Annotated in this window: 26 protein-coding genes; 6 read left to right on the top strand and 20 right to left on the bottom strand. The window is 70.4% G+C overall.

Annotated features, from left to right (window positions below):
• Positions 1–11: 11 nt before the first annotated feature.
• From QQM39_RS35060 to QQM39_RS35030, 7 genes are all read right to left on the bottom strand, one after another.
• The gene (locus tag QQM39_RS35060; protein ID WP_302001590.1) at positions 12–758 is read right to left on the bottom strand and encodes an SRPBCC domain-containing protein; all 747 of its coding nucleotides are present in this window, start codon (positions 756–758) and stop codon (positions 12–14) included.
• A 12-nt stretch (positions 759–770) separates the two neighbouring features.
• Complete coding sequence (locus QQM39_RS35055; RefSeq protein WP_302001589.1) at positions 771–1,367, bottom strand: helix-turn-helix domain-containing protein; 597 nt, start codon at positions 1,365–1,367, stop codon at positions 771–773.
• Between the two features lie 114 nt (positions 1,368–1,481).
• On the bottom strand, positions 1,482–2,183 hold the full coding sequence (locus QQM39_RS35050) for an antibiotic biosynthesis monooxygenase (RefSeq protein WP_302001588.1): 702 nt from the start codon (positions 2,181–2,183) through the stop codon (positions 1,482–1,484).
• A gap of 210 nt (positions 2,184–2,393) precedes the next feature.
• Positions 2,394–2,999, bottom strand: a complete 606-nt coding sequence (locus tag QQM39_RS35045; RefSeq protein ID WP_302001587.1) for a DUF3618 domain-containing protein — start codon at positions 2,997–2,999, stop codon at positions 2,394–2,396.
• Positions 2,996–3,415 carry a phage holin family protein gene (locus tag QQM39_RS35040; RefSeq protein ID WP_302001586.1) on the bottom strand — a complete coding sequence of 140 codons (420 nt, stop codon included), beginning with the start codon at positions 3,413–3,415 and terminating at the stop codon, positions 2,996–2,998. Before QQM39_RS35040 ends, QQM39_RS35045 begins: the two co-directional genes overlap by 4 nt.
• A 54-nt stretch (positions 3,416–3,469) precedes the next feature.
• Positions 3,470–4,165 carry a hypothetical protein gene (locus QQM39_RS35035; RefSeq protein WP_302001585.1) on the bottom strand — a complete coding sequence of 232 codons (696 nt, stop codon included), beginning with the start codon at positions 4,163–4,165 and terminating at the stop codon, positions 3,470–3,472.
• Entirely contained in the window at positions 4,162–4,296 is a 135-nt protein-coding gene (locus QQM39_RS35030; protein ID WP_302001583.1) for a hypothetical protein, read from the bottom strand. The genes QQM39_RS35035 and QQM39_RS35030 overlap by 4 nt, the downstream gene beginning before the upstream one ends.
• A gap of 176 nt (positions 4,297–4,472) precedes the next feature.
• Between QQM39_RS35030 and dapA the strand changes: the two genes are divergently transcribed.
• Positions 4,473–5,381: a 4-hydroxy-tetrahydrodipicolinate synthase gene (gene dapA, locus QQM39_RS35025; RefSeq protein ID WP_302001582.1), complete on the top strand. Its 909-nt coding sequence runs from the start codon at positions 4,473–4,475 to the stop codon at positions 5,379–5,381.
• Positions 5,382–5,469: 88 nt separating this feature from the next.
• Here dapA and QQM39_RS35020 read toward each other — a convergent pair whose 3' ends face one another.
• The 4 genes from QQM39_RS35020 to QQM39_RS35005 form a co-directional block, all read right to left on the bottom strand.
• Complete coding sequence (locus tag QQM39_RS35020; protein WP_302001581.1) at positions 5,470–5,709, bottom strand: hypothetical protein; 240 nt, start codon at positions 5,707–5,709, stop codon at positions 5,470–5,472.
• Between the two features lie 125 nt (positions 5,710–5,834).
• Positions 5,835–6,824, bottom strand: a complete 990-nt coding sequence (dapD, locus tag QQM39_RS35015) for a 2,3,4,5-tetrahydropyridine-2,6-dicarboxylate N-succinyltransferase (protein ID WP_302001580.1) — start codon at positions 6,822–6,824, stop codon at positions 5,835–5,837.
• A gap of 575 nt (positions 6,825–7,399) precedes the next feature.
• The gene (locus tag QQM39_RS35010; protein ID WP_302001579.1) at positions 7,400–7,936 is read right to left on the bottom strand and encodes a TetR/AcrR family transcriptional regulator; all 537 of its coding nucleotides are present in this window, start codon (positions 7,934–7,936) and stop codon (positions 7,400–7,402) included.
• A complete protein-coding gene (locus QQM39_RS35005) occupies positions 7,936–8,256 on the bottom strand; it encodes a multidrug efflux SMR transporter (protein WP_302001578.1) in 321 nt (106 codons plus the stop codon). Before QQM39_RS35005 ends, QQM39_RS35010 begins: the two co-directional genes overlap by 1 nt.
• A 214-nt stretch (positions 8,257–8,470) precedes the next feature.
• Here QQM39_RS35005 and QQM39_RS35000 point away from each other — a divergent pair, with 214 nt between their 5' ends.
• Entirely contained in the window at positions 8,471–9,298 is an 828-nt protein-coding gene (locus QQM39_RS35000) for an AbfB domain-containing protein (RefSeq protein ID WP_302001577.1), read from the top strand.
• Between the two features lie 81 nt (positions 9,299–9,379).
• On the opposite strand, the gene QQM39_RS34995 is transcribed toward QQM39_RS35000, so the two are convergent.
• From QQM39_RS34995 to QQM39_RS34960, 8 genes are all read right to left on the bottom strand, one after another.
• Complete coding sequence (locus QQM39_RS34995) at positions 9,380–9,712, bottom strand: metal-sulfur cluster assembly factor (RefSeq protein ID WP_131569140.1); 333 nt, start codon at positions 9,710–9,712, stop codon at positions 9,380–9,382.
• A complete protein-coding gene (sufU, locus tag QQM39_RS34990; protein WP_302001576.1) occupies positions 9,709–10,176 on the bottom strand; it encodes a Fe-S cluster assembly sulfur transfer protein SufU in 468 nt (155 codons plus the stop codon). Before sufU ends, QQM39_RS34995 begins: the two co-directional genes overlap by 4 nt.
• A gap of 21 nt (positions 10,177–10,197) precedes the next feature.
• Complete coding sequence (locus QQM39_RS34985; RefSeq protein ID WP_302001575.1) at positions 10,198–11,454, bottom strand: cysteine desulfurase; 1,257 nt, start codon at positions 11,452–11,454, stop codon at positions 10,198–10,200.
• Entirely contained in the window at positions 11,451–12,215 is a 765-nt protein-coding gene (sufC, locus tag QQM39_RS34980) for a Fe-S cluster assembly ATPase SufC (protein ID WP_302001574.1), read from the bottom strand. Before sufC ends, QQM39_RS34985 begins: the two co-directional genes overlap by 4 nt.
• Before the next feature lie 7 nt (positions 12,216–12,222).
• Positions 12,223–12,543 carry a non-heme iron oxygenase ferredoxin subunit gene (locus QQM39_RS34975; RefSeq protein WP_302001573.1) on the bottom strand — a complete coding sequence of 107 codons (321 nt, stop codon included), beginning with the start codon at positions 12,541–12,543 and terminating at the stop codon, positions 12,223–12,225.
• The gene (gene sufD, locus QQM39_RS34970; RefSeq protein ID WP_302001572.1) at positions 12,543–13,724 is read right to left on the bottom strand and encodes a Fe-S cluster assembly protein SufD; all 1,182 of its coding nucleotides are present in this window, start codon (positions 13,722–13,724) and stop codon (positions 12,543–12,545) included. The genes QQM39_RS34975 and sufD overlap by 1 nt, the downstream gene beginning before the upstream one ends.
• A 62-nt stretch (positions 13,725–13,786) precedes the next feature.
• Positions 13,787–15,208, bottom strand: a complete 1,422-nt coding sequence (sufB, locus tag QQM39_RS34965; protein ID WP_302001571.1) for a Fe-S cluster assembly protein SufB — start codon at positions 15,206–15,208, stop codon at positions 13,787–13,789.
• Positions 15,205–15,966 carry a metalloregulator ArsR/SmtB family transcription factor gene (locus tag QQM39_RS34960; protein WP_302001570.1) on the bottom strand — a complete coding sequence of 254 codons (762 nt, stop codon included), beginning with the start codon at positions 15,964–15,966 and terminating at the stop codon, positions 15,205–15,207. Before QQM39_RS34960 ends, sufB begins: the two co-directional genes overlap by 4 nt.
• Positions 15,967–16,127: 161 nt before the next feature.
• Here QQM39_RS34960 and QQM39_RS34955 point away from each other — a divergent pair, with 161 nt between their 5' ends.
• The 4 genes from QQM39_RS34955 to QQM39_RS34940 all read left to right on the top strand — a co-directional run bounded on the left by QQM39_RS34955 (position 16,128) and on the right by QQM39_RS34940 (position 20,047).
• Positions 16,128–16,925, top strand: a complete 798-nt coding sequence (locus QQM39_RS34955) for an aminoglycoside N(3)-acetyltransferase (protein ID WP_302001569.1) — start codon at positions 16,128–16,130, stop codon at positions 16,923–16,925.
• 70 nt (positions 16,926–16,995) lie between these two features.
• Positions 16,996–17,919, top strand: coding sequence for an ABC transporter ATP-binding protein (locus QQM39_RS34950; protein ID WP_302001568.1), 924 nt, complete (start codon positions 16,996–16,998; stop codon positions 17,917–17,919).
• Between the two features lie 332 nt (positions 17,920–18,251).
• On the top strand, positions 18,252–18,968 hold the full coding sequence (locus QQM39_RS34945; RefSeq protein WP_302003839.1) for an ABC transporter permease: 717 nt from the start codon (positions 18,252–18,254) through the stop codon (positions 18,966–18,968).
• A 65-nt stretch (positions 18,969–19,033) separates the two neighbouring features.
• Entirely contained in the window at positions 19,034–20,047 is a 1,014-nt protein-coding gene (locus tag QQM39_RS34940) for a heme A synthase (RefSeq protein WP_302001567.1), read from the top strand.
• On the opposite strand, the gene QQM39_RS34935 is transcribed toward QQM39_RS34940, so the two are convergent.
• Positions 20,002–20,739 carry a nucleotidyltransferase domain-containing protein gene (locus QQM39_RS34935; protein ID WP_302001566.1) on the bottom strand — a complete coding sequence of 246 codons (738 nt, stop codon included), beginning with the start codon at positions 20,737–20,739 and terminating at the stop codon, positions 20,002–20,004. The two genes, QQM39_RS34940 and QQM39_RS34935, sit on opposite strands and share 46 nt — an antisense overlap.
• Positions 20,740–20,762: the final 23 nt, after the last annotated feature.

Raw genomic sequence — 20,762 nt, 5'->3', positions numbered from 1 at the left:
GCAGCAGTTGTTCAGGACTGGCTGAACACGCCGTTCAGCCAGTCCTGCCAGGCGGTTTCGCACTCCTTGATGTCGGCGCCCGGCGTGAAGTCGTGCAGGGAGATGCCGACCGGGTGGCCCCAGTGGTTGCGTCCGAAGACGCGGGTGAGGCCCCGGTCCGTGCGCAGCCCGATGAAGTACGGGTCGCGGTAGTCGACCACGGCGTCGAACTCGTCGGGCCCGTGGACCGTCACCCGCGTCCCGGCGACCACGTCCTCCCCCACGCCGAGCGCCCGCCCGACGGCGGCGAGGGCGTCGGCGGCCTTCGACGCCTCGGGCCCGTCGAAGGTGGCGAAGGCGGCCGGGCGGGGCGCGAAGTGGAGCAGGTACTCGCGCAGGGTGTGCAGATAGAAGTCGGTGTGCTTGGCGGCACCGTCGTACTGGTTGTCCCAGTCGTCGACGAAGATCCCGCTGTGCACGTACCGCACCCAGGCCCGTCGGCCGTCGTCGCGGGGCTCGACCGTGTAGTCGAGCTGGTTCATGGTCTGCTCGGAGATGCCCTCGACGTCCTCGACGCGGTTGGTGTAGCGGTGCGGCGGGTCCCAGGCGGTGACCGTGGACCCGAAGGGCCCCTTGCCGCCGACCTTGGGCTCCGGCGGCTCCATCGGCCACAGATAGCCTCCGGTTCCGGTGGTGATCGCCTCCCACACCTCCTGGGGAGTGGCGTCGACCTCGAACTCGCGGGCGATCTCGAATTCCTTGGACTTTTCCTCGGACATGGTGACTCCTGGCTATTCCAACTCGGTCTGCTTGAGCGTGGGATGGACCGCCACAACGATCCGGTGATCCCGGCCGCCCTCGGCGTCGGGCGCGTCGTACTTGCGGATCAGTGCGCTCACGCCCGCCGTCAACTCCTCGATGAACGCGGCCCGTTCGGTGGCCGACGCGAACCGGACCTCGCCGTCCAGCGCGTACGTCGCCAGCCGCTTGCGGGCCTTCGCCGCGCCGGTGATCAGCGAACCGACGTCCCTCACGAGCCGGGCGCCGAGGGCGAGCAGCCAGCGGGCGGAGAGCTGGTCCCGGAAGCGGTCCGGGTCCGGCTGCACGGAGGCGAGCGCGAGCGGGGAGATCACGTACGACGCTGCGGTCGCCCGCATCAGCCGCTCGGTGACGTTGCCCTTGCGCCGCTCACCGGCCAGCTCGACCAGGCCGTGCCGCTCCAGCGCCTTGAGGTGGTAGTTCACCTTCTGCCGGGGCAGCCCGACCTTCCCGGCCAGCATGGCGGCCGACGCGGGGCCGGCCGCCAGCTCGGCGAGCAGCCGGGCCCTTATGGGGTCCAGGGAGACGGCTGCGGCCTCGGGGTCCTCGATCACGGTGACGTCCAGCATGGGTCCACCGTCCCACCGAAAACTTTTTTTGTCCAGACCGAATCATTCTTCGGTGGAGGGGCCGGTCGGAACGAAGGTTCCATCAGGGACGAAGGTTCAGTCAGGGACGAAGGTTCAGTCAGGGACGAGGCCGAGGGCGTAGTCGTACCGGCTGACCGTGCTGCTCTTGAGCCCCGGCCAGGTCTGTACCCGGTGCCACAGCTCGGTCGCCGAGCCGACGCCGTTACCCGGGGCGGCGAGGGCCTCGACGTGGGCCCGGGCGCTCTCCCACTCGGCGTAGTTGAGGACGCGCGTGCCGTCGGTGCTGAGGTGGAAGTGGCCGGAGATGCCGCCGGGGTGGGGGTTCGGCTCGCTCTCCAGCGCCTCGAAGACGGCGTCGACCCAGGCGCGCTGCCGGTCGGGGTCGGGGCCCTCGAACTCGATGTCGACGATCACGATGCAGCCGGGGACACGGCTGTCGCCCTCGCGGCGGGCGCTGCGGTAGTGCCGGTACCGGCCGAGCCCCAGCCGCTCGATGCCCGGTACGGCGGTGTCGATCTCGTCGTTGCGCTCCTGCCGGTGGCGCCGCACGAAGGCCTCGTACGCCTGCTCGCTCGCCCACTGCGAGTAGTGGAGCAGGGTGGAGGCGTCCTGGCCGGTGTAGACGTAGTAGCCGAGCAGGTCGTCCGTGGGCCAGGGGCGGCGCTCCCAGGTGTCGGCGATCGCCTCGACGCTCTGTTTCTGTCGAAGGGGCGTGCCCACTCGCCAGGTGCTGAAGAAGGGGGCGCCGATCTCGGGGCGGGTGAGGTCGGGGTGGGTGTCGGTGCGGCGGGTCATGGAGACCTCCGGAACAGGTGGCCGATGCGTGCACCGCTCACCTTTCGCCCTCAACCGAACTTGAGGTCAAGGGCGAAGAGCCGCGGGCAGTCGCGCCGATGGGCCGGCAGGAGTGGGCGCGGCCCGGCACCCGTGGGGCGCCGGGCCGCGTGACCCGTACCGGCCGGCCGCAGCCGACGGCACCACCTGACTCCGCCGTACCGTTCGGCCTCAGTGGTGCCCGTTGCGCCGGTGCCGCATGACCCGCGTCGCGACCACCGCTCCCACCGCCGCCCCGGCGATCAGCACCGGGCGCGGATGCCGCAGGCCGGCCTGGACGATGGTGCGCACGGGGCGCGGCACGCTGTGCTCGACCACGTGGCCCGCGTGCGTCGCCTTGCCCTGGACGGTGTGCCCGGCCTGGGTCGCCCGGTCCTGCACGGTGTGACCGGCCTGTGCGGCGCGGTCCTGCACCAGGTGACCGGCCTGCGCCGCCTTGTCCTGCACGACGTGCCCGGCGCGGGTCGCCCGGTCCTGCACCGCGTGGCCCGCCTGGGCCGCGCTGCTGCGCAGCTGCACGGTCATCGCGCCCGCCTTGTCCCTGAGGTCGGCGGCGCGGGCCATGGCCCGGCCCTTGACGTCCGCCTTCCCGGCCAACTCCGATACGGTGTCGCCGAGTTCGCCGCGGGTGTGCTCGATCTGGCGGCGAAGCTCCTCGGGGCCCTTGGCCCCGCCGCTCGCCTTCCCGGCCGCGGCCTTCCCCGCGGCGGCGGCCTTCGCGGAGCCCTTCTTCGCGGCCCCCTTACCGCCTGCCGCCCCGGCCTTCCTGTCCGTCATCGGTGTGCCCTTCCCTTGATCTCCTCGACATCGGCCCTGACGCTGCCGAGCGCCTCCTCCGGTGTGGGAGGGGCTGCGCGCCGCAGCTGGGCGCGGCCGGTCACGGCGAACAGGCCCGCGACGGCGAACAGCACCGCCGTCACGATCAGCGCCGCCGCCCACAGGGGCAGCGTCAGCGAGAGCGCGGCGGTGGCCGTCGCGGCCAGGAACAACAGGCCGGCGTACGCGACGGCGCCCGCCGCACCCAGCAGCCCACCGCCGCGTCCGGCGCGTCGGCCCTTCTCGGCCAGCTCCTCCTTGGCGAGGGCGACTTCCTGCCGTACAAGACGGGAGAGCTGTTCGCCGGCCTGTCCGGTGAGTTCGCCCACCGAGTGGTGCTCGTCCCGCACCCGCTCGCGGGCCGTGGTCCCGGTCACCGTGTTCCGCCTCCTCTCGGTTCGGAACACCCCGGGTACCCGGACCGGCCCCCGCTATCCCTTCCGTCCGCCGCCCGGCCCGCGCTCGCCCAGCCGGGCCAGCTGGGTCTGGAACCAGTCGAGGCGGGCCTGCAACAACGCGGCCTCGGCGGCGAGTTCGGGCACGCCGAAATCCTTGGCGTCCCCGAGCCCGGCCACCGCCCCGGACGCCGCGCCCTTCCCGGCCACCACCCGCAGCCCCTCCCCGCCCAGCCGGGCGAACCCCGCGAGCGAGACGGAGGTACGGCCGCGCAGGCAGCCCGCGCAGGAAGGGGCGAGGGCCGTCCAGCCGGGACGGCCCCAGCCGGCGTCGGCCAGGGCGGCGGCGACCGCACCGCAGGCACACGGGCCGACCGTGGCGGTGCGCACCCGCTGACGGGCGTAACGGAAGCCGCGCTCGAAGCGGATGTACCGGCCCAGCACGGTGACTTCCAGCAGTACGGCCGCCCGGTACTCGGCCGTGCACAGCAGCGCCTCGGCCGCCGTACGGTCGTGCACGCAGTGGAAGCCGCAGTCGCAGCGGCGGTTCGGCGCCCGGTGCCGCAGGCCGTAGACGCAGGACGCGCCGGCCAGGACTCCGTACGGCAGCGCGCCGCCCAGCGACACACCGGTGAACCCGCCCCGGGTGCCGTCCTGGGACAGCACCGGGTGGGCGATCTTGTATCCGGTCGGCGGCTCCGTCGGGTGTTCCTCCGGAAGCCGCAGTCTCATCGGGCGGCCGGGGCCTCTTCGGGCGCCTTCAGTTCCTCGATCTCCTCGGGGAGCCGGAGTTCGGGTTCTTCCTCGCGGGTCTGCGGCCGCTCTTCCGCGACTCCGGTGGCGAGTGCCTTGCCGAGCTTCATGACGCCTCCCATAACCCAAGGGCCGATGACCGTCCTGGCCATGGTGACCCATGACGCCCGAGTTGGACATACGGCCTGCGTAGGGCCCAACGGACCGTCACCCCACAGCAACCCTTACCAATACCTGGTAGAAGAATTAAGTGGAGCTTCACAGTCGGCCCGCCGACACTACTTCCATGACGACGACGCCCTCCGCCGCCCCGCCCTTCGGCCGCACCCTCTGCGCCATGATCACGCCCTTCACCGAGGCGGGCTCGCTCGACCTCGACGGCGCTCAGCGGCTCGCCGAACGGCTGGTGTCCGAGGGGTGCGACGGGCTCGTACTCTCCGGCACGACGGGCGAGTCGCCGACCACGTCGGACGCCGAGAAGTCGGATCTGATCAGGGCCGTCCGGGAGGCGGTGGGCGGCCGGGCGTCGGTCGTCGCCGGTGTGGGCACCTTCGACACCCGGCACACCGTCGAGCTGGCCCTGGCGGCCGAAAAGGCGGGCGCCGACGGCCTGTTGGTGGTCGCGCCGTACTACAGCAAGCCCCCGCAGGACGCCGTCGAGGCACACTTCCGCGAGGTCGCCGACGCCGCCGGACTGCCCCTCGCGCTGTACGACATCCCGGGCCGCACCGGCACCCGCATCGAGCCGGAGACGCTGATCCGGATCGCCGAGCACCCCCGGGTCGTGGCGGTGAAGGACTGCTCCTACGACTTCCTCGGCGCCCAGAAGGTGCTGTCCCGGACCGAGTTGGCGTACTACGCGGGGTGCGACGAGCACAACCTCGCGCTGTACGCGGTGGGCGGGGCGGGCTACGTCAGCACGGTCGCCAATGTGGTTCCCCGCCATCTCCGTTCGGTACTGGACGCCTTCGACGCGGGAGACACGGCGGGCGCGGCCCGGCTCCAGCAACGGGCCACGCCCCTCATCGAGTTGATGATGTCGGCGGGCCTGCCCGGGACGGTCACCGCCAAGGCCGTACTCCATGAGCTCGGTCTGCCCGCGGGCCCGGTCCGAGCACCGCTGCGGCCCGCCGGCCGGGAGGCGGTCGACGGGCTGCTGGCGGAGTACGAGCGGCTGGTGGCCTTGGCCGTTTGAGCCCGCAGGGAAAAGGGGCCGGGGCCCGTACCGCATCCTGTGCGGTACGGGCCCCGGCCCGCGTGCTGTGCCCGTGCCCGGTGCGCGATCAGCCCCACTTGTACCCGTCGCCGAAGAGCAGGAAGTGCTCCAGCACATCCTCCATCGGATCGTCCACCTGCCCGACGTTGACCAGTCCGATGCGGGGGCCGTTGTGCGAGCCCGTGTTGGTCTCGTCGGCGTACGCGGTCCCGGCCGGCAGCCAGCACACGGCCCCCGCGGCCAGCGCGCCGACCACCAGGCGGAGTACGGCCCTGGTCCACGCGTTCGTCTTCACTCGACCGGTCATCGGCCCTCATTTCGTCGGTTCGGCATGTGATCGGAAACTGCGTCCACCCGTTCATCTGCCTGGACCGCGATGAGGTCACGCGGAGTAACCCGTACGTGATCGCGCCGTGTTGCCGCCGGTCGGCGTCAGTTGTGGCTGTGCAGGATCTCGTTCAGACCGCCCCACACCGCGTTGTTCGGGCGGGCCTCGACGGTGCCGGTGACCGAGTTGCGGCGGAAGAGGATGTTGGAGGCGCCGGACAGCTCGCGGGCCTTGACGATCTGGCCGTCGGGCATGGTGACGCGGGTGCCGGCGGTGACGTAGAGGCCGGCCTCGACGACGCACTCGTCGCCGAGCGCGATGCCGACGCCCGCCTCGGCGCCGATCAGGCAGCGCTCGCCGATGGAGATGATCACGTTGCCGCCGCCGGACAGCGTGCCCATCGTGGAGGCGCCGCCACCGATGTCGGAGCCGTCGCCGACGATGACGCCCGCGGAGATACGGCCCTCGACCATGGAGGTGCCGAGGGTGCCGGCGTTGAAGTTGACGAAGCCCTCGTGCATCACGGTGGTGCCCTCGGCAAGGTGGGCACCGAGCCGCACGCGGTCGGCGTCGGCGATGCGGACGCCCTTGGGGGCCACGTAGTCCGTCATCCGCGGGAACTTGTCGATCGAGGTCACCTGGAGGTGCAGGCCCTCGGCGCGGGCGTTCAGCCGGACCTTCTCGACGTCGTCGACGGCGACCGGGCCGAGGGAGGTCCAGGCGACGTTGGCGAGGAAGCCGAACTGGCCCTCCAGGCTCAGGCCGTGCGGCTTGACCAGGCGGTGGGAGAGCAGGTGCAGGCGCAGGTAGACGTCGTGCGCGTCGATCGGCTTCTCGTCGAGCGAGGCGATGACCGTGCGGACCGCGACGACCTCGACGCCCCGGCGCGCATCCGGCCCGATCGCCGCGGTGGCACCGCCACCGAGCAGCTCCGCGGCACGCTCGGCGGACAGCCGCTCACTGCCGGAGGGACCCGGCTCGGCGACGAGCTCGGGCGCGGGGAACCAAGTGTCGAGAACAGTGCCGTCAGCAGCGATCGTGGCGAGGCCGGCGGCCACGGCGCCGGTGGTGCGAGGAGCAGTCGTGTCGGTCATGAGGGCAACCTAACGTGAGGCCCACCGCAGGGGCGAACCGGCGGGGGCCCGTCTCACGTGCCGGGCGGTACCGCTCATCGCTCGACGGCCACCGGCGCCGACCGACACCATCCAGCCCGCCCGGCGTTCGAGAACAAGGCCACACCACCCCAGCCCCCACCCACCCACAGGGCCCTTCACCCCTTGAAGCCAGCCCGCACCACCCGACCCACCCGGCATTCGAGAACGAGGCCACGCCGTCCCCAGCCCCCACCCACCCACAGGGCCCTTCACTCCTTGAAGCCGGCCGGCCCGCACCACCCAACCCACCCAGCATTCGAGAACAAGGCCACACCACCCCCAGCCCCCACCCACCCACCCACCCACAGGGCCCTTCACCCCTTGAGGCCAGCCCGCATCACCCAGCCCGTCCGGCGTTTGAGGACGAGGCCCGTTCAGGGCCGAAGCGGGGTCTGGGGCGGCAGCCCCAGCGGGGTCGAAGGGGCGGAGCCCCTTCAGGATGGGACGGGTAGGGGCGGCGGGGGCGAGAAACCAATGGCGCCACCCCCCGGCGAGGCGCCGCCCTGCCCCTACCGTCACCGGATGACCCGGCCCAGCACCTCCCGCGCGTACTCCTCGTCGTAGGTACCACCGGCAAGCAGCACCTGCAGACAGATCCCGTCCATCAGCGCCACCAGCGCCCGCGCGGTGACCGCGTCCGTACGACGGGACAGCCGATCGGCGAGGTCCTGTGCCCACTCGGCGGCGACCGGGCGCAGGGCAGGGCGGCGCAGGGCGGCGAGGTAGAGCTCGTACTCCAGCTCGACGCCGGTGCGGTCCCCCGCGAGCCACTCCCCCATCCAGGCGGCGAGCTCGGTGGCGAGGTCGGTTTCCGGGTCCTCCAGACCCTCACGGGAGGCGATCACCTTGGCGAAGCCCTCGCTCGCCTGGCGCAGGGCGGCGACCATCAGGTCGTCGAGGGTCTTGAAGTGGTACGTCGTGGAGCCGAGCGGCACATCCGCCTCGGCGGCGACGGCGCGGTGGCTGAGCCCCGCGATGCCCTTCTCCCCGACGACCCGGATCGCCGCGTCGATGATCCGCCGGCGCCGCTCGGGGTCGTAGCGCCGCGGCATCAGTGCGCGCCTCCCAGGTTCAGCACGACCACGCCGACGATGATCAGCGCGATCCCGGCGGCCTTCACGACGGTCATCCCTTCTCCCATGAAGACGATCCCTATCGTGGCGATGGCCGCGGTGCCGACGCCGGCCCAGATCGCGTACGCCGTGCCCACGGAGACGGTCTTCAGGGTCTGGGCGAGCAATGTGAAGGACACGACGTACCCGAGCGCGGTCACCAGCGACGGCCACAGCCTGCTGAAACCGTCGCTGTACTTCATGGCGGTCGTGGCGGCCACCTCGGCCGCGATGGCCCCGGCGAGCAGCAGGTATCCCATGTGTACGATCGTACACAACGTTGCGTACGGGCGTACACAACGGCTGCCCGGACCGATACGGCGGGACCCTCGCGGGCGCCGAGAGATCGATGTGGATACGGCTCGTTACAAACGGCTGCCCCAACGCCCCTGCGCCCACTACTGTTTCACCGTTCACATACCGGGCCCTCGCAGCCGCGGCTGTCGTCACGTGACGCCGCTGGAGGATCAGCGCATGCCAGAAAACAAGTCCCGGCCGCCTCACGACCAACCTTGGGAGAACGGCTGGGCCCCGGACACCTCCCGGGCACCGGGGACGCGCCGCCTCTGGTTGGCGGGCGGGATGGCAGTGGTGACGATCGTCGCCTGTTTCACGGCGATTGCCGTGACGGACAGGGCGCCTGACGTGGGGGTACGCGCGGCGCCGGCCGACGACACCACGTCGGTCCCCGGCCTGATCTCCTTCGCCACCCCGTCGGAGACCCCTCCCCCCAAGGGCAAGAGCGGCCTGTCGACCGCCGAGGAGACGACGACGGCGCCCGGCCGACAGGACGCCGACGCGCCCGAGCCGAAGCCGGAGCCGGAGCCGTCCAAGTCGCCTTCCCACGAGGGCAGTTCAGCTCCCGCCCCGAAGCCCCCGGCCACCACCTGGCGGTCCGTCCGCTCGGTCAACTACCCCGACCGCTACTGGCACGCGAGCGGCGGCTACGTGAAGCTGGACGCGGTCCGTGGCTCGGAGAGCCGCGAGGACTCCACCTTCAAGCTGGTCAAGGGCCTGGGCAACGCCTCCTGCTACTCCTTCGCCACGGCCGACGGCGCCTACCTCCGCCACCGCAGCTTCGTCCTGCGCTCCGAACGCAACGACGGCTCCGCCCTGTTCAAGCAGGACGCCACCTTCTGCGCCCGCGCAGCGGGGTATTCGGGCGCGGTCATGCTGGAGTCGGTCAACTACCCGGGCCGTTTCCTGCGCCACCAGAACTTCCAGCTGAAACTGGACCCTTACCAGCACAGCTCCCTCTACCTGGCGGACTCCGCGTTCCGGCTGATGGCAGGGCTGGCCTGAGCGACAGAACCCGAGCGACAAGAACGGCGAGGTCCGAGGACCTCGCCGTTCTTCGCATGTCGCTTTTCGTGGCTGTGGGCCTCAGACGTTGAAGCCCAGCGCCCGAAGCTGCTCACGGCCGTCATCCGTGATCTTGTCCGGGCCCCACGGCGGCATCCACACCCAGTTGATGCGCAGCTCGCTGACGAGACCGTCCGTGGCGGACTTGGCCTGGTCCTCGATGACGTCGGTCAGCGGGCAGGCCGCCGAGGTCAGGGTCATGTCGACGGTCGCGATGTTCGCGTCGTCGACGTGGATGCCGTAGATCAGGCCGAGGTTGACGACGTCGATGCCCAGCTCGGGGTCGACCACGTCCATCAGGGCCTCGCGGAGCTCCTCCTCCGAGGCCGGCTTCATCTCCACGGTGTCACTCATGCCGTCTTCCTTTCGGCGTCGGCTCCGCCCAGCACCTGGGCCGTCGCGTCCTTCCACGCCATCCAGCTCAGGAGGGCGCACTTCACCCGGGCCGGGTACTTGGAGACACCGGCGAACGCGACCGCGTCCTCCAGCACCTCCTCCATCGCGTCGTCCGGTTCGATCCTGCCCTTGGACTGCATCAGCTCCAGGAAGGTCTCCTGGATCTTCTGCGCGTCGGACAGCTCCTTGCCGACGAGGAGTTCGTTGAGGACCGACGCCGACGCCTGGCTGATCGAGCAGCCCTGGCCCTCGTACGAGACGTCCTCGATCTTCGTGCCGTCGTACTTCACACGCAGGGTGATCTCGTCGCCGCACGTCGGGTTCACGTGGTGCACCTCGGCGTCGCCATCCCTCAGACCACGCCCGTGCGGGTTCTTGTAGTGGTCCAGGATGACTTCCTGGTACATCGAATCCAGCTTCATGCGATCGCTCGTCCCGTCCCGTCAGCCGAAGAAGTTCCGTACGTGCTCCAGGCCGTCCACCAGAGCGTCGATCTCGGCCGGCGTGGAGTACAGATAGAACGACGCTCGCGTGGTCGCAGGAATTCCGTACCTCAGGCAGACCGGCCGCGCGCAGTGGTGGCCGACCCGGACCGCGATGCCCTGCTCGTCGAGGACCTGGCCCACGTCGTGCGGGTGGATGTCACCGAGCGTGAAGGAGATCGCGGCGCCGCGGTCCTCGGCCGTCGTCGGGCCGATGATCCTGAGGTCCGGGACCTCCGCCAGCCGCTTCACCGCGTACTCGGTGAGGGCGTGCTCATGGGCGAGGATCTTGTCCATGCCGATCGAGTTGAGGTAGTCGATCGCCGCGCCCAGGCCGATCGCCTGCGAGACCGGGGGCGTACCCGCCTCGAACTTGTGCGGGGCGGGAGCGTACGTCGACGAGTGCATCGACACCGTCTCGATCATCTCGCCGCCGCCGAGGAACGGGGGCAGGTCCTCCAGCAGCTCCTGGCGGCCCCACAGGACGCCGATGCCGGTCGGGCCGCACATCTTGTGGCCGGTGAAGGCCACGAAGTCGGCCTGGAGCGCCTGCACGTCCAGCGGCATGTGCGGAGCCGCCTGAGAGGCGTCGATGCAGACCAGCGCACCGACCTCCTGCGCACGGCGCACTATCGCCTCGACCGGGTTGAGCGTGCCCAGGATGTTCGACACCAGCACGAAAGAGACGATCTTCGTCTTCTCCGTGATGATCTCGTCGATGTTGGACAGGTCGAGGCGGCCGTCGTCGGTCAGGCCGAACCACTTCAGCTTCGCGCCCGTGCGCTGCGCGAGCAGCTGCCACGGCACGATGTTGGAGTGGTGCTCCATCTCCGTGATGACGATCTCGGTCTCGTGGTCCACCCGGTAGGGCTCGTCGGCCCAGCCGAGCATGTTCGCCACGAGGTTGAGCGACTCGGAGGCGTTCTTGGTGAAGATCACCTCGTCACGGCTGGGCGCGTTGATGAACTCCGCGACCTTGTCGCGCGCGCCCTCGTACAGCGCCGTGGCCTCCTCGGCGAGGACGTGCACGCCACGGTGGACGTTGGCGTTGTGCTGCTCGTAGTACTCGGAGAGCACGTCGAGAACCTGGCGCGGCGTCTGCGAGGTCGCCGCGTTGTCCAGGTACACGAGCTTCTTGTCGCCGTGGACGACGCGGTCCAGGATCGGGAAGTCCTTGCGGAGCGCCTCGGTGTCGAGGAGGCCCGGCAGCTGTGTCACGCGGATGCGCCACCCTTCGTGTATGCCTCGTAGCCCTCGGCCTCCAGCTTGTCGGCGAGCTCGGGGCCGCCGGACTCGGCGATACGGCCGGCCGCGAACACGTGGACGTGGTCGGGCTTGATGTAGCGCAGGATGCGCGTGTAGTGCGTGATCAGCAGGGTGCCGACCTCGCCGGTCTCACGGACGCGGTTGACGCCCTCGGAGACGACGCGCAGGGCGTCGACGTCCAGGCCGGAGTCGGTCTCGTCGAGGACCGCGATCTTCGGCTTGAGCAGCTCCAGCTGAAGGATCTCGTGGCGCTTCTTCTCACCGCCGGAGAAGCCCTCGTTGACGTTGCGCTCGGCGAAGGCGGGGTCCATGTTGAGGCGCTCCATGGCCTCCTTGACCTCCTTCACCCAGGTGCGCAGCTTGGGGGCCTCGCCGCGGATGGCGGTGGCGGAGGTGCGCAGGAAGTTGGAGACCGAGACGCCGGGGACCTCGACCGGGTACTGCATCGCCAGGAACAGGCCGGCGCGGGCGCGCTCGTCGACGGACATCTCCAGGACGTCCTCGCCGTCGAGGGTGACGGAGCCGCCGGTGATCGTGTACTTCGGGTGACCCGCGAGGGAGTAGGCGAGGGTCGACTTGCCGGAGCCGTTGGGGCCCATGATGGCGTGCGTCTCGCCCTGCTTCACGGTGAGGTCGACGCCCTTGAGGATCTCCTTCGTGGCGTTGTCGGCCTCGACGGTGACGTGCAGGTCTCGGATTTCAAGCGTTGCCATGGGTGCCTCAGGACTCCTGGGTGAGGGAGACGAGAACGTCGTCCCCTTCGATCTTTACGGGGTATACGGGGACGGGGCGCGTCGCGGGGAGGCCGGACGGCTTGCCGGTGCGGAGGTCGAAGCTGGAGCCGTGCAGCCAGCACTCGATCTGGCAGTCCTCCACCTCGCCCTCGGAGAGCGAGACGTTCGCGTGGGAGCAGATGTCGTAAATGGCGAACACCTCCCCCTCGGTCTGCACGACCGAGACCGGCGTGCCGTCGAGTTCCACCCGCTTCGGGGTGTCCTCCTCCAGCTCGCTCAGGCCGCAGGCGCGTACGAAGGCAGTCATCAGACCGACGCCTCCAGCTCCTCGTCGATCTTCACGAGGAGGCGCTCCTCGATGTCGTCGACACCGATCTGCTGGACCAGCTCGGCGAAGAAGCCGCGGACCACCAGGCGACGGGCCTCGTCGGCGGGGATGCCGCGGGCCATCAGGTAGAAGAGCTGCTCGTCGTCGAAGCGGCCGGTCGCCGAGGCGTGGCCGGCGCCGACGATCTCGCCGGTCTCGATCTCCAGGTTCGGCACGGAGTCGACGCGGGCGCCGTCGGTCAGAACCAGGTTGCGGTTCATCTCGTACGTGTCCGTGCCCTCGGCCTTCGCCTCGATGAGGACGTCGCCGATCCACACCGCGTGGGCGTTGTCGCCCTGGAGGGCGCCCTTGTAGACGACGTTGGACTTGCAGTGCGGAACGTTGTGGTCGACCAGGAGGCGGTGCTCCTGGTGCTGGCCGGCGTCCGTGAAGTACAGCCCGAACAGCTCGGCCTCGCCGCCGGTGCCGGCGTAGGAGACGCGCGGGTGGAGGCGTACGACGTCGCCGCCGAAGGTCACCACGACCGACTTGAAGCTGGCGTCGCGCCCGATGAGGGCGTTGTGCTGGGCCACGTGCACGGCCTTGTCGTCCCAGTCCTGGACGGAGACGACGGTCAGCTTGGCGCCGTCGCCCAGGATGTAGTCGACGTTGGCGGCGAGCACCGCGTCACCGGTGTGGTCGATGACGACGACGGCCTCGGCGAAGGCGCCCAGCTCGACGACCTGGTGACCGAAGGCCACCCCGCCCTCGCCGTGCACGGCGATGCGGATCGGCTCGGTGAGCACCGTCTCCTTGGGGACGGTGACCACGCCGGCCTTCTCGAACGCCGAGTACGCCTGCGCGGCGACGCGGTCCACCGGGGTGCCCGCCTTGCCGATCCGGGCGTCGTCGCGGCCGACGGCCTCGACGGTGACGCCCTCGGGGGCCTGGACGTCCACCTTCACGCCGGTGCCGTTGGCGACGGCGGTGCCGTCGTGCAGCCCGCGCAGGCGCTCCAGCGGGGTGAACCGCCACTCTTCCTCGCGGCCGTGCGGGACCGGGAAGTCCGCGACGTCGAAGGACGGGGGCGCGCTCATGCGCGTGGCGACGGTCGACTCGGCGGCCACCGCGATCTGGCCCGCGGTGGTGGACCCCACGGGGATGTTCTGAGCCTCAGCCATGGCTGTCGGTCTGCTCTCTTTCCTACGTCAGATTTCGCTAGCTGTTGTCCGGAGGGCGGGTCTTAGCCGACCGCGCCTTCCATCTGCAGCTCGATCAGCCGGTTGAGCTCGAGGGCGTACTCCATGGGCAGCTCCTTCGCGATGGGCTCGACGAAGCCGCGCACGATCATCGCCATCGCCTCGAACTCGCTCAGACCGCGGCTCATCAGGTAGAAGAGCTGGTCCTCGGAGACCTTGGAGACGGTGGCCTCGTGGCCCATGGACACGTCGTCCTCGCGGACGTCCACGTAGGGGTACGTGTCGGAGCGGGAGATGGTGTCGACGAGCAGCGCGTCGCACAGCACGTTCGACTTGGAGCCGTGGGCACCCTCGCCGATCTCGACGAGACCGCGGTAGGACGTACGACCGCCACCGCGCGCCACGGACTTCGAGACGATGTTGGAGGACGTGTTCGGCGCCATGTGGACCATCTTGGAGCCGGCGTCCTGGTGCTGCCCCTCGCCCGCGAAGGCGATGGACAGGGTCTCGCCCTTGGCGTGCTCGCCCATCAGGTAGACGGCCGGGTACTTCATCGTCACCTTGGAGCCGATGTTGCCGTCGATCCACTCCATGGTCGCGCCCTCGTAGGCGACGGCGCGCTTGGTGACCAGGTTGTAGACGTTGTTCGACCAGTTCTGGATGGTCGTGTAGCGGCAGCGGGCGTTCTTCTTGACGATGATCTCGACGACTGCGCTGTGCAGCGAGTCCGACTTGTAGATCGGGGCCGTACAACCCTCGACGTAGTGCACGTAGGCACCCTCGTCGACGATGATCAGGGTCCGCTCGAACTGGCCCATGTTCTCCGTGTTGATACGGAAGTAGGCCTGGAGCGGGATCTCCACGTGGACGCCCGGCGGGACGTAGATGAAGGAGCCACCGGACCACACGGCGGTGTTCAGGGAGGCGAACTTGTTGTCACCGACCGGGATGACGGTCCCGAAGTACTCCTTGAAGAGCTCCGGGTGCTCCTTCAGGGCCGTGTCGGTGTCGAGGAAGATGACGCCCTGCTCCTCCAGGTCCTCGCGGATCTGGTGGTAGACGACCTCGGACTCGTACTGGGCCGCGACACCGGCGACGAGGCGCTGCTTCTCCGCCTCCGGGATGCCGAGCTTGTCGTACGTGTTCTTGATGTCCTCGGGCAGGTCCTCCCAGGACTCCGCCTGCTTCTCCGTGGACCGTACGAAGTACTTGATGTTGTCGAAGTCGATACCGGAAAGGTCCGAGCCCCAGTTGGGCATGGGCTTCTTGTCGAAAAGACGCAGGCCCTTGAGACGGAGCTTGGTCATCCACTCCGGCTCGGACTTCTTCGCGGAGATGTCCTTGACGACATCCTCGCTCAGACCGCGCTTCGCAGAGGCGCCGGCTACGTCGGAGTCGGCCCAGCCGTATTCGTACTTGCCCAGGCCCTCGAGCTCAGGGTGGGCAGTCTCCGTGGGGAGAGTCATGCGGGGTTCCTCCCGGCCGTGCTTGCAGATGCGTTGTGGCTATGGACTTGCGTGTGGGAAATCTTTGGGATGAACGTCGTGCAGACGCCGTCGCCGTGCGCGATGGTCGCCAGCCGCTGGACGTGCGTCCCGAGCAGCTCGGCGAAGATCTCCGTCTCCGCCTCGCACAGCTGCGGGAACTGCTCCGCCACGTGGGCGACCGGGCAGTGGTGCTGGCACAGCTGCTCGCCTTTTTGCGGGAGGGGTGCGCTGCGCGCCGTAGCAGCGTACCCGTCGGCGCTCAGGGCCTTGGCCAAGGCTTGGGTGCGCTCGTCCGGGCTGACGGCCTCGATCGCCTTGCGGTACGCGCTCGCCTGGGCGGCGATCCGAGCCCGGGCGAAGGCGGCGACCGCCTCCTGCCCGCCCTCGCGCTCGGCGATCCACTTCAGGGCGTCCGCGGCGAGCTTGTCGTACGACTGGTCGAAGGCGTCGCGGCCGCAGTCGGTGAGCGCGAAGACCTTGGCGGGACGGCCACGCGTGCGCGTGCCGTACACCCGCTGTTCCCGGGCCTCCACGACGTCGTCCGCGACCAGCGCGTCCAGATGCCTGCGTACGGCGGCCTGGGTCAGTCCCAGCCGGCCGGCCAGCTCGGCGACGGTCGACGGGCCGTGGTCCAGGATGGACCGCGCGACCCGGTTGCGCGTGGAGCGCTCCCCGGTCGCGAGCTCTTCCTGAGGGGCCCCCGTGGGGGTCTCCCGAGCCTCGCCGACGTTTTTCACAACGCCATTGTTGCGTAATTCCTCAAAGCCAGGCAAGCCGCGTCCGGACCCCTCGACGGTGCCCTGCGTCACTTAGGCATACCTAATCTGACCTGCGCGAATGATCTTTGATCGATCAATTCGGTGGCGCCGCCGGGCTCCCTCGGGGACACTCCCGAACCATGTCGACACCCCCTCCGACCGGCCCTCTTGTCACCCGCGACACCCTCGCCGCACAACTGCGCGAGCTAGGCGTCCAAAGCGGTGAAACGCTCCTCGTGCACTCCTCCCTGAGCTCCCTCGGCTGGGTCTGCGGAGGAGCCGTCGCGGTCGTCCAGGGACTGCTCGACGCGCTCGGCCCGGACGGCACCCTGGTGGTCCCCACCCAGTCCGGCGACCTCTCGGACCCGGCGGTGTGGAGCAATCCGCCGGTGCCCGAGGAGTGGTGGGACACGATCCGGGCGACCATGCCCGCGTACGACCCCCTGGTGACGCCCGCGCTCGGGGTCGGCGTCGTCCCGGAGACCGTACGGACCTGGCCGGGAGCCCTGCGCAGTGCGCATCCGCAGACGTCCTTCGCCGCCGTCGGCCCGCGTGCCGCGGAGATCGTCGAGGGGCATGCCCGCGACTGCCGGCTCGGCGAGCGCAGCCCGCTGGCCCGGCTGGAGGCGCTCCACGCGCGCGTGCTGCTGCTCGGCGCCGGTTACGACGCGTGCACCTGCTTCCATCTGGCCGAGTACCGCATTCCGTCGCCGCTGGTGAAGGTGGGGCGACCGGGGCCCACGGGCTGGGAAGTGGTGACCGAGCTGTCGATCACCTCGGACCGCTTCAACGAGCTGGGCCATGACTTCGAGCGGGACCGTCCCGTCGTCCGCGGGAAGGCGGGCGCGGCCGACGTACGGCTGTTTCCGCTGGCGGACGCGGTGGCGTACGCCCAGCGGTGGCTGAAGATACACCGGCCCCGCGCCGAGGAGATCTGAGACCGGGCCGTGCGGGGAGATGCGAACCCGGCCGTTCGGGTTACCGGCTCCCTACCTAGACTCTGGAGCCATGCGAACTGAGCCCGTGGTCCAGGTCCAGGACCTGGTGAAGCGGTACGGCGGCAAAACCGCGGTGGACGGTCTCGACCTGGTGGCCCGGGCCGGTGTCACCGCCGTCCTCGGACCCAACGGCGCGGGCAAGACGACGACGGTCGAGACCTGCGAGGGGTACCGGAAGCCGGACTCCGGCACGGTGCGCGTCCTGGGCCTCGACCCGGTGAGACAGTCCGGCGAGCTGCGGCCCCGTATCGGCGTGATGCTGCAGTCCGGCGGCGTGTACTCGGGCGCGCGGGCGGACGAGATGCTGCGGCATGTGGCGAAGCTGCACGCGCACCCCCTGGACGTCGACGCCCTCATCGAGCGGCTCGGTCTCGGCAGCTGCGGCCGGACCCCGTACCGCCGCCTGTCCGGCGGTCAGCAACAGCGGCTGGCGCTCGCCATGGCCGTCGTCGGCCGCCCGGAGCTGGTGTTCCTCGACGAGCCGACCGCCGGCCTGGACCCACAGGCCCGCCGCGCCACCTGGGACCTGGTCCGGGACCTGCGCGCCGACGGCGTCTCCGTGATCCTCACGACCCACTACATGGACGAGGCCGAGCAGCTCGCCGACGACGTCGCGATCATCGACGCCGGCCGGGTCATCGCCCAGGGCTCCCCGGAGGAGCTGTGCCGGGGCGGCGCCGAGAACACCCTCCGCTTCACGGGCCGCCCCGGCCTGGACGTGGGCTCCCTGCTGAAGGCCCTGCCCGCCGACTGCACGGCCGCGGAGCTGACGCCGGGCTCGTACCGGGTCGTCGGCAAGGTCGACCCGCAACTGCTCGCGACGGTGACGTCGTGGTGTGCGCAGCACGGGGTGATGCCGGAGAAGATCTCCGTGGAACGGCACACCCTGGAAGACGTGTTCTTGGAGCTCACCGGCAAGGAGTTGCGCTCATGATTCCGGCCCGCACACAGATCGGCCGGGGGTTCCGGGGGTTGTCCCCCGGGAAGACACAGCCTGGAGCTCACCGGCAAGGAGTTGCGCTCATGATTCCGGCCCGCACACAGATCGGCCGGGGGTTCCGGGGGTTGTCCCCGGGAAGACACAGCCTGGAGCTCACCGGCAAGGAGTTGCGCTCATGATTCCGGCCCGCACACAGATCGGCCGGGGGTCCGGGGGTTGTCCCCGGGAAGACACAGCCTGGAGCTCACCGGCAAGGAGCTGCGTTCGTGACCACCGTCGGTACGGGTGCGTACACCCCGAAGCCAGGGGCGGCCCCCCTCCCCCGCATGATCGCGGCCCAGGCGGCGCTCGAGACGAAGATGCTGCTGCGCAACGGCGAGCAGCTGCTCCTGACCGTCGTGATCCCCACCCTGCTGCTGGTCCTGTTCAGCTCGGTGGACATCGTCGACACCGGCGCGGGTGAGGCCGTCGACTTCCTGACCCCCGGCATCCTCGCGCTCGCCGTGATGTCGACGGCGTTCACGGGGCAGGCGATCGCCACGGGCTTCGAGCGCCGGTACGGCGTGCTGAAGCGGCTGGCCTCCTCGCCGCTGCCGCGCTGGGCGCTGATGGCGGCGAAGACGGCGTCGGTGCTGGTCACGGAGGTCCTGCAGATCCTCCTGCTGACGGTGATCGCCTTCGCGCTCGGCTGGTCGCCGCACGGCAACCCGGCAGCCGTCGTCCTCCTGCTGGTCCTGGGGACGGCCGCCTTCTCGGGTCTGGGCCTGCTGATGGCCGGCACCCTCAAGGCCGAGGCCACCCTGGCCGCCGCCAACCTGGTCTTCCTGCTGCTGCTCGTCGGCGGCGGGGTCATCGTGCCCCTGGACAAGTTCCCGCCCGGCGCGCAGGACGTCCTCGGCCTGCTGCCGATCTCGGCCCTGTCGGACGGGCTGCGCGACGTGCTCCAGCACGGGGCCGGCATGCCCTGGGGCGACCTGGGGATTCTGGCCGTGTGGGCGGTCGTCGGGCTGGCGGCGGCGGGGAAGTTCTTCCGCTGGGAGTAGGGCGGGGCAGGTCTCCCGGGGACCCTCGTGAAAGCGTGCACAAGCGGCCGCCTACGATAGGGCGCGTGCCAAACGTGACCCGCGCCGACGCCGTAGCGGCTGTGCGCAACCCGCTCGCCTTCATCGCCGCACGCTGGACCCCGACCCCGAGGACGGTCCAGCGGGCGGCCCTCGCCGCGCTCGTGATGTCGGTGCTCATCGTGGTCACCGGCGGTGCGGTGCGGCTCACCGGTTCCGGGCTCGGCTGCCCGACCTGGCCCAAGTGCACCGACGACTCCCTCACCGCCACCAGCGAGATGGGCTTCCACGGTGCCATCGAGTTCGGCAACCGCATGCTGACGTACGTGCTGTGCGCGGCCGTCGGCTGGGCGATCATCGCCGCGCGCTCCGAGAAGCCGTACCGGCGCGACCTGACCCGGCTGGGCTGGGCGCAGTTCTGGATCGTGATGAGCAACGCGGTGCTCGGCGGCATCGTCGTCCTGGTCGGCCTCAACCCGTACACGGTCGCGGCCCACTTCGTGGCGACGTCCGCCCTCATCGCGGTCGCCACGGTGATGTGGCAGCGCACCCGGGAGGGCGGCGCGGCGCCGCGCCCCCTGGTCGGCAAGGCGGTGCAGCAGCTGGTGTGGGTCCTGGTCGGGGCCTCGGTGCTGCTGATCCTGGTCGGCACGGTGGTCACCGGCGCGGGTCCGCACGCGGGTGACTCCAGCGAGGTCGAGCGGATGCCGGTCGACTGGGAGACCGTCACCAAGCTGCACGCCGTGCTGGCCTGGATCGTGGTCACGCTGACGTTCGCCCTGTGGTTCGTCCTCAAGGCGGTCGACGCCCCGAAGGGCCCCCTGAACCGCACCCGCGACCTCTTCCTGATCCTCCTCGCCCAGGGACTCATCGGTTACGTCCAGTACTTCACGGACCTCCCGGAGGTCCTGGTCGGCCTGCACATGTTCGGCTCGGCCGTGACGTGGATCGCCGTACTGCGCGTGCTGCTGGCCCTGCGGGAACGGCCCGAGGCGGACCTGCCCGACCTGCCCGTTCAGTCGTACGAGGCCACGAGCGCGTCGATCGCCGGTCCCAGGTAGTCCCGGGTCAGCCCGGCCCTGCGTGCCGCCCACTCCTCGGCCGGCGGCGCGGCGTCGTCGTAGCGGCGCCTGCGGATGTCCTCGACGACCTCCACGGGCGCCCCGAGGCCGGGCAGCAGGTCCAGGGCCTCCCGCTTGGTGATCAGGCGGCCGTCGCGCAGGGTGACGCCTGCCCGTGCGAAGGTGACCAGCCCCAGGTCGACCCACACGTCCCGCGTCCACAACGGGGCGTTGTCGACGGCCGGCCGCCAGAAGTCCCGCTGGTCGCGTACGACGAAGTCGGCGAGCTCCCGGTCCGAAACCGGCGGCAGCAGGCCGGCGGGAGCGTGCCCGTGCAGCACCCGTCCGAAGCCGTGCAGCTCGCGCCGGGTCACCGGGGTCACCGTCCGTTTGAACAGCTCCTCGTGCGCCCAGGTGAGATGGCGCCGGCCGGGGTCACCCGCCGAGTCGGGCGTCACGTAGGTGCAGTGCAGCTGCGCGGCGAGCGGCTCGTCCCGCAGCCGGGCGTGGAGCTTCGCCAGCCGCCAGACGGTGCGGGGCGTGGGAGGGCCGTCCAGTACCGCGATCAGGTCCAGGTCGCTGCGGCCCTCCTGGTAGTCGCCCCCGGCGAGCGAGCCGTGCGCCCAGACGGCGAGGGGGGCGAGTGGTTCCAGGGCGGAGAGGAAGCGGTCGAGTAACACGTCGGTCTGCATCCGCCCAGTCTGTGCACGGTGCG

It is taken from the genome of Streptomyces sp. DT2A-34, from assembly GCF_030499515.1.
Lineage (GTDB): Bacteria > Actinomycetota > Actinomycetes > Streptomycetales > Streptomycetaceae > Streptomyces.
This window is presented reverse-complemented; position numbering and strand designations above follow the sequence as displayed.